We start from the raw sequence: 10,795 nt of genomic DNA, 5'->3' as shown, positions 1-10,795 counted from the left end.
CTGCTCTGGCTTCACCTGCGGGGCGGCACACCATCCCACCAAACCCAAGAAGCGCGTCAGGCGCACGCCTGAGGATTCCGTTGCAAAGATTGCCGGTAGCCGTGAGCAGCCACGGCGGCAGCCAAATCAGGCGGCGGGAAGAAACAGCTCGGCGATGAAGGTGGCCTGAGCCCGCATGTTCCTCCCGTCGATACCCCGAAGCTGCCCCTTCCTGATCATCGCCATCGTCTCGTAGCCCGCCAGTGTTCGTCGTGCGGTTTGGAAACTGCCGAAGCCGAGCCCGGGCCTGATTAGGCGTTTCACGCGCCGATGGTCTTGTTCGACGATGTTGTTCAGGTATTTGCACTGCCGCAGCCGCGAGAAGCGCCAGAGTTCGCCGGCTCGCTTCATGTCTGCGACGGCACGCGGATAGGCCGGGTTCTTGTCCACCGTGATCGTCCGCGGGTTCACCGTATGCGGCTGGGCCAGCGCCTTGCGGAAGACATGCCGGTCTCACCAGACTGCCTGAAGACGTTCTACCTCATTGCCTCCGTCCTGCCGTTTGCAATAGAACCTGCGAGCGGGTGTTTGAGGACTGCGCCTCCGGCGCTAAGGCCGACCGGCCCGGGCTGGCGCAGGCGCTGGCCCATGTGCGCCGCGGCGACGTGCTGGTGGTCTGGAAGCTGGACCGGCTGGGGCGGTCGATGCCGCACCTGATCGACACGGTGCGCGACCTGGACGGGCGGGGCATCGGGCTGCGCAGCCTGACCGAGCAGATCGACACCCCCACGCCGGGCGGGCGGCTGATCTTTCCCGTGTTCGGCATGCTCGCACAGTTCGAACGCGACCTGATCCGCGAGCGCACCCGCGCCGGTCTCAAGGCCGCCGAGGCGCGTGGGTGACGCGGCGGGCGCAAGCCGGTCGTCACCGAGGAGAAGCTGCGCCGGGCGCGAGAACTGATCGCGAGGGGCTGACGGCACGGGAAGCAGCAGCGCGGATCAGGGTTGGAAAGGCCGCCCTCTACAAGGCGCTGCAGCCCTTGCCGTGAGCCCAGTTCCAGATCCGTTCAGGTCTGGCGTACACAAAATTCACTTCCGTGCAGCGACCCCGGGTTCGGCAACCCAGGGCCCGGAGCGCGATGGTGGGAAGCCGGGCGTTCTTGTCGGGCCAGACCAATGCCCCAAGGGCGCGCTCCGGACGGGTGACGATCCGCCGGGAGCATGGAGACCTCCCCGGCGGTGCCGCTCACTCAGGCGGCGATGCGGCGGGTTCCGGCTTGCCAAGGCCAAGCAAATGCCGCACGCGGGGCGCCTCGGCGCCGGTGTGGAAGCGCCACAGCGCGGCCTGCAGGTCGGCATCCGCGTGTGCCACACGGCGGTGCTGGCGCAGGTGCTCGGCCCAGGATTCTATGGTGAACCACTCGACCATCAGCGTCGGGTCGGCGGCATCCTCGGTGATGCCCCAGGCGTAGGCGCCGTCCCGCCGCCGCGCGCTGGACAGACGGTGGATTGCCGCCAGGAAGCCAGCCCGCGCCGCCGGCTCCACCCGGTACTCGATCAGGATCATCACCGGCCCGCGGTCCTGCTCCACCGGCGCGGCCAGCAGCGGCTCGGGCCAGTGGCGGGAGGGGGAAAGGTCCGCCTCGCCGCGCGGCAGCGGGATGCGGCGCAGCAGCAGGGCGGAGACCGCCAGGACCAGGGCCGCGACCCACAATGTCCAGGGCACGCCGATGGCCTCGGCCACTGCGCCCCAGAGCAGGCTGCCCGCCGTCATCGCGCCATTGAACACCGTGAGGTAGACGGCCAGCGCCCGGCCTCGCACCCAGTTGGGCAGGATGGATTGCGCCGTGCCGTTGAGCCCGGTGAGCGCCGTGATCCAACCCATGCCGAGCAGCACCAGCACCAGCGGCGCCACCAGACGCGGCGGCGCGAGGGCCAGCAGCGCCATGACGGCGGCAGTCAGCAGCCCGGAGGCCAGCAGCAGCCCGTCGATGTCGAGGTGGCGCCGCGCCCAGGGCAGCAGTACGGCGCCGAGGATGGCTCCCGCCCCTACCGCGCCCAGCAGCAGGCCATAATAGCCGGCATCGCCGCCGAGCAGCTGCCGCGCCACCAGCGGCAGCAGCGCCCACACCGCGCTGGCCAGGAGAAAGAACAGCGCCGCCCGAAGCAGCACCACATGCAGCTCCCGGCTGGACCGGGCATAGCGCAGCCCGGCGCGGAAGGCGCCGGCGAAGCGCTCGTCCAGCGGGTCCTCCACCCGCTTCGGGCGGCGCCAGAGCAGCAGGGCGACGATGACCACGGCGTAGCTGGCGACATCCACCCCGTAAGTGACCGCGGCGCCGAAGCTGGCCAGGATCAGCCCACCCGCCGCCGGCCCGATCGCGCGGGCGATGTTGATGCCGAGCGAGTTCAAGGCGACCGCGTCGCGCGTGTCGCGCGGGGCCACCAGCTCCGGCACGATGGCCTGCCAGGTGGGCGCCATCAGCGCGGCGCCGATGCCGCCCAGAAAGGTAAGCCCCGCGAGCGCGGCCACCGAGGCAAGGCCCGCCTGCGACAGCAGCATCAGCGAGAGGCTGACGCAGGCCAGCATCACCTGTACCACGAGGAGGAACTTCCGGCGGTCCAGGATGTCGGCCAGAACGCCGGCAGGGATGGCCAGCAGGAACACCGGTAGCGTGGCGGCGGCCTGGATCAGCGCCACGGCGGCCGGGCCGGCGGCGGCCTCGGTGACCAGCCAGGCGCTGGCCACGTCGCGCATGAAGCTGCCGACGTTGCCGATGACGGTCGCGCCCCAGAGCAGCGCGAAGGTGGGCTGCAGCAGCGGCGCAAAGCTGCCGCCGACTTTTTCAGCGGGCATGGGTGCGATCCCAGGCGAAGACCAGTAGGAAGGCGCCAGCCAGCCCCAGATGCTCATAGAAAGCATTGGCCATCATGAAGCGCTCCTGCCCGGGCGGCAGGGTCCAGTAGCGGTTGGCGATGAGAGTGGCGGCCACGGTGAAGGCGCCAAGTGCCAGCGCACCCAGCCAGCGCAGCCGGCCGGTGAGGATCATGGCGCTGGCCAGCAGTTCCAGTCCAATGGTGGCCGCCGCCGTGACCGCCGGCAGCGGCAGGTTGAAATGCGCGGCCTCGGTCACCGCGCCGGGATAGTCCAGCAGCTTGTTCAGCCCGCCCTGCAGGTAGGCGGCGCAGAGGCCGAGCAGGCCGGTCCAGATCAGCAGCGGATGCGGGCGGGCCATAACTCAGAAGGCCCAGCAGGAGCAGCCAAGCGCGCCCCAGAAGCCGCGGTCGTTGCCGGCCGGGGTGCTGGCGGACCAGGCGCGGGCGTGGTCGTGCCCGTGCACGCCGCACGCGGCATCACAACAGCGGGCCATGGCGCGGGCGAAGCCATCCTTGGCCGGCGCCGCGGCGCGGCGGTCCTGGTAGCCGCCGAAGGTACGCACCGGCGACCAGTCCGGCATGGCCGGCGGCATCGGCGGCGCGAGGCGCGCGAAATCCCCCGCCCCGTGCACGATGCGCCCGCCGACGGCGGTGAGCACGGCGGTGATGTCCTGGATCTCGTTCTCCCGCACGCTGAAATAGTCGCGATCCAGCACGGCGAGGTCGGCGAGCTGGCCGACAGCGATGCGGCCCTTCTTGCCTTCCTCGTTGGAAAACCAGGTGACGTTCTCCGTCAGCATCCGCAGCGCGGTGTCGCGGTCCAGCGTGTTCTGGCCGGGCGTGATGCGCAGGCCTCCCAGCGTCTTGCCCGTCACCATCCAGTACAGCGTCACCCAGGGGTTGTAGGAGGCGACGCGGGTGGCATCCGTGCCGGCGGAGACCTTGACGCCCATCTCCAGCATCCGCGCCACGGGCGGCGTGCGGGCGGCGGCCTCCAGCCCGTAGCGCTCCACGAAATACTCGCCCTGATAGGCCATGCGGTGCTGCACGGCGACGCCGCCACCGAGCCGTGCGATGCGCTCCAGCGACCTGTCACTCACCGTCTCTGCATGGTCGAAGATCCAATGCAGGCCGCCAATCGGCATCTCCCGGTCCACCTTCTCGAACACGTCGAGGGCGCGGGAGATGGTCTCGTCATAGGTCGCGTGCAGCCGCCAGGGCCAGCGGTTCTGCACCAGGATGCGCACAACCTCTTCCAGCTCCGGCTCCATCTCCGGCGGCATCTCCGGGCGCGGCTCGCGGAAGTCCTCGAAATCGGCGGCGGAGAAGACCAGCATCTCGCCGGCGCCGTTTAGGCGGAAATAGTCGTCGCCCTGCTGGTACTTGGCGTCGCGCGTCCAGCGCAGGAAGTCGTCGCGCTCCTGCTTCGGCTTCTGCGTGAACAGGTTGTAGGCGATGCGCACGGTCAGCTCGCCATCGGCGGCCAGCTTCTCGACGACGTTATAATCCTCGGGGTAGTTCTGGAAGCCGCCGCCGGCATCGATGGCCCCGGTGACGCCGAGCCGGTTGAGGTCGCGCAGGAAGTGCCGGGTGGAGTTGATTTGGTAGTCCAGCGGCAGCTTCGGCCCCTTGGCCAGCGTGGCGTAGAGGATGCCGGCATTGGGCTTCGCCAGCAGCAGGCCGGCGGGGGTGCCGTCCGGCGCGCGCTGGATCTCGCCGCCCGGCGGGTTGGGCGTGTCCTTGTCGTAGCCCACGGCGCGCAGCGCGGCGCCGTTCAGCAGCGCACGGTCATAGAGGTGCAGGATGAAGACGGGGGTGTCCGGCGCGACGGCGTTGATCTCGTCCAGCGTCGGCAGCCGCTTCTCGGCGAACTGGTGCTCGGTGAAGCCGCCGACGATGCGGACCCATTGCGGCGGCGGCGTGATCGCCACCTGCTTCCGCAGCATGTCCATCGCGTCCGCGAGCGACCGCACGCCGTCCCAGCGCAGCTCCATGTTGAAGTTCAGCCCGCCGCGGATGACGTGCAGATGGTTGTCGATCAGCCCGGGGATCATGCGCCGCCCCCCGAGGTCGATGACCCGCGTGTTCGCGCCGGCGGCGGGGAGAATGTCTCGCGCCTCGCCCACGGCGCTGAAGCGGCCGGCGGTGACGGCGACGGCCTGCGGCTCCGGATTGGCGCGGTCCAGCGTGGTGATCCGGCCGTTATGCAGGATCAGGTCGGGGGCGGCGTCGGCGGCCATGGCGGGGCTCCGGCTGGAGAAAGCGAGGCCGAGGGCGGCAAGGCTCCCGGCGACGGTGCGGCGCGTGGGGTTGGTCATCCGGCGGTATCCCCGTTGTGGCGGCCGGGCAGCCGGCCGAAGAGGTGCTGCGCGCAATCCTCGCGCAGCACGGAGACGCTGACGGGATGCCCAGCCAGCAGGCGCTTCGCCACGGGGACGAGTTGCTCGCCGAGCAGGATGCCGAGGAGGCCGACCAGGGCCACCACCGGCGGCGCCGGCGAGCGGACGTTCAGCAGGCTGTAGACCACGCCTACCACCAGCCCGGCGCCGAGCGAGAGAAGATAGGTCTTCATGCGGCAGATCCCATCAGGTGCATCACGGGATGGCGGCCGTCAGCCGGCGCCAAACTGAGCAGCGGCGTCTGCGATCACATCCGCGACCGCCTGCGGCACGGACAGGCGCGACATGTGGCTGGCTTCCAACTCGCTGGTGCGGGCATCGAGCCGCTTCGCCAGGTCGCGCTGCAGGGCAACGCTGATGGCCCGGTCCTCACTGGACACAACATACCAGCACGGCCGGTCGGCCCAGGCGGGCTTGCTCACCTTGTCGCCGAAGGTCGCGAGGCGAGCGGCGGCTGAACGGCGGCGAGCACACGGGCATCGGCTTCCGGCAGGTCCTGCGCCACATTGCCAATCCAGCTCTCCACGCTCATCCGGAGGTGACCGGTTCCATCATCCGCCACGCCGCCGAGGCCGGGCGGCGCCGGATAGGCCGCCACCTGGTCCCCCGTGGACGGGCCGGCATCGGGCGCGAAGGCCGCGACATAGACCAGCGCCTTCACTCGGGGGTCGTTGCCGGCCTCGGTGATGACGGTGCCGCCCCAGCTATGGCCGGAGAGGACCACCGGCCCCTCAATGGCGTCGAGCACCAACCGGGCGGCGGCGACATTGTCGGTTAGAGAGGTCGTCGGGTTCTGCACCGCGACGACCGGCAGACCCCGTGCCTGAAGGCGCGCGATCACGTGCCGCCAACTCGACCCATCCGCCCAGGCACCGTGAACGAGCACGACCGTGAGGGAACCCGGAGGGGATTGCGTCATCCTTGCACCGTTCCTTTTCCGATGGGCGGGGGCCGGCGGGCTCAGCCGCGCACGAAGGCCAGCAGGTCCTCGTTGATCGGCCCGGCATGGGTCGTGAGCATCCCGTGCGAGTAGCCCGGGTAGACCTTCAGCGTGCCGTTCTGCAGCAGGCGGATGGACTTGTGCGCGGAATCCGCGATCGGCACGATCTGGTCGTCGTCGCCGTGCAGAACCAGCGTCGGTACGGTGATCGCCTTCAGGTCGGCGGTCTGGTCGGTTTCCGAGAAGGCCTTGATGCCGTCGTAGTGCGCCTTGGCGCTGCCCATCATGCCCTGGCGCCACCAGTTCTGGATCACGCCCGGATGGAGCTGCGCGCCCGGCCGGTTGAAACCGTAGAACGGGCCTGACGCGACATCCAGGAACATCTGCGCCCGGTTCTCGGCGACGCCCCTGCGGAAGCCGTCGAACACCTCGATCGGCAGGCCCTCGGGGTTGCTCACAGTTTTCAGCATCAGCGGCGGGACGGCGCTGACCAGCACCGCCTTGGCGACGCGGCCGGCCGGCTGGCCGTGCTTCGCGACGTAGCGCGCGACCTCTCCGCCGCCGGTGGAATGCCCGATATGGACGGCATTGCGCAGGTCCAGGTGCTCGACCACCGCGAAGGCATCCGCCGCGTAGTGGTCCATGTCGTGGCCTTCGCTGACCTGCGCCGAGCGGCCATGGCCGCGGCGGTCATGCGCGACGACCCGGAAGCCCTTCTGCACAAAGAAGAGCATCTGCGTGTCCCAGTCGTCGCTGGAAAGTGGCCAGCCATGGTGGAACATGATGGGCTGGGCGTCCTTCGGGCCCCAGTCCTTGAAGAAGATCTCCACGCCGTCGCGGGTGGTCACATAGGCCATGGTGTTCGGTCCTTGCGGGATGGGTGTGGCGGCCGCCTTCGCGATGTGCGGCAGGCCGGATGCGGTGAGCATCGCGGCCGCCTTACCGATGGCCTGCCTCCGGGGCGGCTGCCGCAAATCCTCGGGCGTCGGTTCTTCCGGAGCCATCGCGCTTCGCCTCAATGACCTTCGGAGGCGCCGAACATCGACTTGGCGTAGATGATGCCGAGGCCGTAGGCACCACCAAAGCGCTTCGCGATGCCCGTGGTCATCTCGTAGGTTTCCGTGCGGGCCCAGTCGCGCTGCAGCTCCAGCAGGTATTGCAGGGAGGTGATGGGCCGCGCACCGGCCTGCACCATGCGGTCCATGGCGCGCTCATGCGCCTCGTCCGACACGTCGCCGCAAGCATCGGCGATCACGTAGACTTCGAAGCTCTGGTCGATGGCCGACAGCGCGGGGCCGACGATGCAGACGGAGGTCCAGAGCCCGGCCAGCACGATGCGCGGCTTGCCGATGCGGTTCACCTCGGCGATCACCGCCGCGTCCTCCCAGGTGTTCATGGAGGTGCGGTCCAGCAGCTTCTGGCCGGGGAAGGCGCGGGTGATCTCCTCGAACATCGGGCCAGAGAAGCTCTTCTCGGCCACCGTGGTGAGGATGGTGGAGACGCCGAAGCCGGCGGCGGTCTCCGACACCAGGGCGGCGTTGTTGCGCAGCGTCACCGCGTCGATGGACTTGGTCGCGAAGCTCATCTGCGACTGGAAGTCGATCATGACCAGCGTGTGGTCATTGGCGTTCAGCAGCAGCTTGCCGGGGGTGGGCGTAGCGGTGGGCATGATGTTCTCTCCGTGCTGGACGGCTGCACTCGTAGACCGCCGCGCAGGTGCGGCGCCATTGGACCTTCGGATAGGATCATCCATTCCTGCAGGGCGGAGCTGGCGGTCAGCGCTGGAGGGCGGCGCGCAAGCAGGCGAGCAGCCGCTCGGGCGAAACCGGCTTGGCCAGATAGGCGACAACCCCCGCCCGCAGCGCGGCGTGGGCGGTCGTCGGGTCCGGGTAGCCGGTGATCAGGATGACTGGCAGATCATGGCCGGCGTCGCGCAGCCGGTGATGCAGTTGCAGTCCATTGATGCCGGGCAGTCGCATGTCGCAGATCAGGCAACGCACCCGGTCAAACTGCGGAAAGGCCAACAGGCTCGCGGCGTCGGGAAAGCCGTGGGCGCTGAAGCCCAGGGCTCCGGCCAGGCTGATCAACGCCGCGCGGGCGGAGGCGTCATCCTCGACAATGGCCAGCATCGGCTGCACGGGTGCTGCCCGTTTCCTTCTGCGTGGTTTGTCATGCTTTGACGCAGGCGGGCGGTCGCGGCAATCACACGAAGGTATTGCCCACCCCATCCGGCCCAGCCTCACCGGCGATCCGGTCGGCGATCCGCACCAACCCCGCCAGTGAGGCGGCATGAAGCTTGTGCATGATCTGCGCGCGATGCGCCTTGACCGTGACCTCACTGAGCTGAAGCTGCGCCGCGATCTGCTTGTTTAGAAGGCCGCTGACGACGAGGCGCATCACCTCCCGCTCCCGCGGCGTCAGGGTGGCGAAGCGGCCGCGCAGCTCGGCCAGCTCCGCTGCTCCCGCCCGCCGGCGGCGATCGAGCTCCACCGCCCTGTAGACAGCATCGAGCAGATCCTGGTCTCGATAGGGCTTGAGCAGGAACTCGACGGCGCCGGCCTTCATCGCCGCGACCGACATGGGCACATCGCCATGGCCGGTGATGAAGATAGTGGGAACCGCAATGCCTCGGCGGAGCAATTCACGCTGGAAGCTCAGGCCGCTACTGCCGCGCAGCCGCACGTCCAGCACCAGGCAGCCTGCCCGGTCCGGCCGGTCCGCCGCTAGGAAGTCCAGCGGCGATTCGAAGACGTGGACGTCGTAGCCTTCCGAGGCGAGCAGGCTTTCGAGCGAGAGCCGGATGGAGGGGTCGTCGTCGAGGACGGAGATGACCGGGGGGGCCGTCACGGCGCTGTCCCCGCCTCGCCGATTGACGGCTCGGCCCCGGGCAAGGCGACGTGGAAGGCAGCTCCGCGCGGCCGTTTTGGCGTGGCCCAGAGGCGCCCGCCATGCGCCTCGACGACGGTGCGGCAAAACATCAGCCCCATTCCCATGCCTCCCGGCTTGCCGGAGAAGAATGGCTCGAAGATTCGCTCCTCTAGGCCCGGCGTCAGCCCGATGCCTGTATCGGCGATCAGCAGCTCGATGTCACCCTCGGCGCCGCGCCGCAGGTCGAGCGACAGGATCCGCTGGCGGTCCTCCACCGCCCGGAGGGCGTCGAGGCCGTTCTCGATCAGGTTCGCCGTGACCTGCAGGAGCTGGACCGGGTTGCCGATCACCATTGCCCGGCCGGGATCGAGGGCAAGCTCGACCGTGACGCCGGCCAGGCGTGCCTCAGCCGAAATCAACTCCGCCGCCTGTCGGATCAGCCCACCCATCTCCACCGGCACACGCTCCTGCGCGCCCTTGAGGAACATGGTCCGGATGCCGAGGACGATCTTGTTGGCACGGTGTCCGTCCGCGACGATCCCCTCCAGCGCGGCCTTCGCTCTGTCGAGGCGCGGCTCGGTCCGGGCCAGCCAACGCAGCCCGGCATCGGCATTGGTGATCATGCTGGCGAGCGGCTGGTTGATCTCATGCGCGATGGAGGCAGAAAGGGCCTCCATCGCGGTCAGGCGGTTCTGCCGCGCACGCTGCTCGGCGGCGACCGACCGGGCAAGGCGGGTGTGCAGCATGATGGTGTCCGACAGCATGACCAGGGTCACGACCCCTGTAGCCAGCAACGCGCAGATACGCCCCGTCCACCAGCCCAGGCTGAGGCGCACCGCCTCGGCCAGATAGGACAGCAGCGCCAGCTCGATAGCCAGCGAAAAGGCGACGAGGCAGATCCAGAGGTCGAGCGCCACGCGCCGTCCGCGGAATAGAGTCACGATGGTGACCAGGTACAGCGCCATGGCCGTGTACGGCACGAGACGCCAGAGCGGCGTAGCGACCCGCTCGTCCTGCATGAAGACCGGCAGGATTTCAGGCGCCGCAACGATGAGCCACATCGCCGCGGCCACGACAGTGACAAGGCCCAGGACGGCACGGCGGATGGTGGCGCCGGCCGGCAGCATCGACGCGCGCATCGGCGAAACAGCATAGCCGAGCAGAAACAACGCGAAGCCGATGCGGCGAAGGGCCGCTATGCTTGCGGTCACCTGTAAGTTCTCGCCCAACCCAAAGGCGGTGAAGACGCCGGGGAAGGTCAGCACCCATCCTGGAAGTAGCAGGGCTGAGAAGAGATAGCCGAGTGCTAAGATCAACAGGGCGGGCGCGCGCTGCACATTGTAGAGTGCCAGCAGCAGAACTCCGGTGATGGCCTCCAGCATGAACGTCGCCGCGGCGTAGGCTGGCACGATGACTTCTGTCCCATGCACGAAACGTGTCGCAAAAGGTGTGGTAACGAGCAGGGCAAGAAGCAGAGCCAGAGCTACCGCAGCTGCAACCAGAGGACGGGGCTGGGTCATGCTAGCGAGCGGTTCACGTGCAGGGCGCATGATGAGGCCTGTTAGAGCTTGATGGCTGTTTCCATGTTCTGGGTATGTCTGAGAGCAAGGGCAATCAGGTTTTTTTACGGATACGACCTGGGTAATCTGGGAGCCACTGATCGAGGAAGTCAGGCCCCGCGGTAAGACACCGCCGAGGGGTTTGGGTCGTGCCCCCGGGCGTGGTGTAGGAGG

The 10,795-nt window shown here is 68.7% G+C and carries 10 protein-coding genes and 2 pseudogenes; 1 reads left to right on the top strand and 11 read right to left on the bottom strand.

The features are described from left to right. Positions 1 to 126: 126 nt before the first annotated feature. Positions 127 to 474, bottom strand: a pseudogene (locus E0493_RS22545) (DDE-type integrase/transposase/recombinase); the annotation flags it as partial. Positions 475 to 563: 89 nt separating this feature from the next. Between E0493_RS22545 and E0493_RS24080 the strand changes: the two are divergent. Further along, positions 564 to 881, top strand: coding sequence for a recombinase family protein (locus tag E0493_RS24080; protein ID WP_456316356.1), 318 nt, complete (start codon positions 564 to 566; stop codon positions 879 to 881). Between the two features lie 343 nt (positions 882 to 1,224). Here E0493_RS24080 and E0493_RS22535 read toward each other — a convergent pair whose 3' ends face one another. From E0493_RS22535 to E0493_RS22490, 10 genes and pseudogenes are all read right to left on the bottom strand, one after another. Beyond that, complete coding sequence (locus E0493_RS22535) at positions 1,225 to 2,835, bottom strand: MFS transporter (protein ID WP_160939519.1); 1,611 nt, start codon at positions 2,833 to 2,835, stop codon at positions 1,225 to 1,227. Next, complete coding sequence (locus tag E0493_RS22530; RefSeq protein WP_160939518.1) at positions 2,825 to 3,214, bottom strand: DoxX family protein; 390 nt, start codon at positions 3,212 to 3,214, stop codon at positions 2,825 to 2,827. Before E0493_RS22530 ends, E0493_RS22535 begins: the two co-directional genes overlap by 11 nt. A gap of 3 nt (positions 3,215 to 3,217) precedes the next feature. Then, positions 3,218 to 5,173, bottom strand: coding sequence for an amidohydrolase (locus tag E0493_RS22525; RefSeq protein ID WP_160939517.1), 1,956 nt, complete (start codon positions 5,171 to 5,173; stop codon positions 3,218 to 3,220). Then, positions 5,170 to 5,427 (bottom strand): DUF1427 family protein, encoded by a 258-nt coding sequence (locus tag E0493_RS22520; protein ID WP_160939516.1) that lies wholly within the window; start codon positions 5,425 to 5,427, stop codon positions 5,170 to 5,172. The genes E0493_RS22525 and E0493_RS22520 overlap by 4 nt, the downstream gene beginning before the upstream one ends. A 39-nt stretch (positions 5,428 to 5,466) precedes the next feature. Then, positions 5,467 to 6,173, bottom strand: a pseudogene (locus tag E0493_RS22515) (alpha/beta fold hydrolase). A 41-nt stretch (positions 6,174 to 6,214) separates the two neighbouring features. After that, positions 6,215 to 7,051: an alpha/beta fold hydrolase gene (locus tag E0493_RS22510; protein WP_202397294.1), complete on the bottom strand. Its 837-nt coding sequence runs from the start codon at positions 7,049 to 7,051 to the stop codon at positions 6,215 to 6,217. 158 nt (positions 7,052 to 7,209) lie between these two features. Next, positions 7,210 to 7,863: a hydrolase gene (locus tag E0493_RS22505; RefSeq protein WP_160939514.1), complete on the bottom strand. Its 654-nt coding sequence runs from the start codon at positions 7,861 to 7,863 to the stop codon at positions 7,210 to 7,212. Between the two features lie 106 nt (positions 7,864 to 7,969). Beyond that, positions 7,970 to 8,323, bottom strand: coding sequence for a response regulator transcription factor (locus tag E0493_RS22500; RefSeq protein ID WP_235913990.1), 354 nt, complete (start codon positions 8,321 to 8,323; stop codon positions 7,970 to 7,972). A gap of 73 nt (positions 8,324 to 8,396) precedes the next feature. Further along, on the bottom strand, positions 8,397 to 9,041 hold the full coding sequence (locus tag E0493_RS22495; protein ID WP_160939512.1) for a response regulator transcription factor: 645 nt from the start codon (positions 9,039 to 9,041) through the stop codon (positions 8,397 to 8,399). Then, on the bottom strand, positions 9,038 to 10,471 hold the full coding sequence (locus E0493_RS22490; protein ID WP_202397289.1) for an ATP-binding protein: 1,434 nt from the start codon (positions 10,469 to 10,471) through the stop codon (positions 9,038 to 9,040). The genes E0493_RS22495 and E0493_RS22490 overlap by 4 nt, the downstream gene beginning before the upstream one ends. Between the last annotated feature and the right edge of the window lie 324 nt (positions 10,472 to 10,795).

It is taken from the genome of Teichococcus coralli (assembly GCF_009829925.1).
GTDB classification, from domain to species: Bacteria; Pseudomonadota; Alphaproteobacteria; order Acetobacterales; family Acetobacteraceae; genus Pseudoroseomonas; species Pseudoroseomonas coralli.
This window is presented reverse-complemented; position numbering and strand designations above follow the sequence as displayed.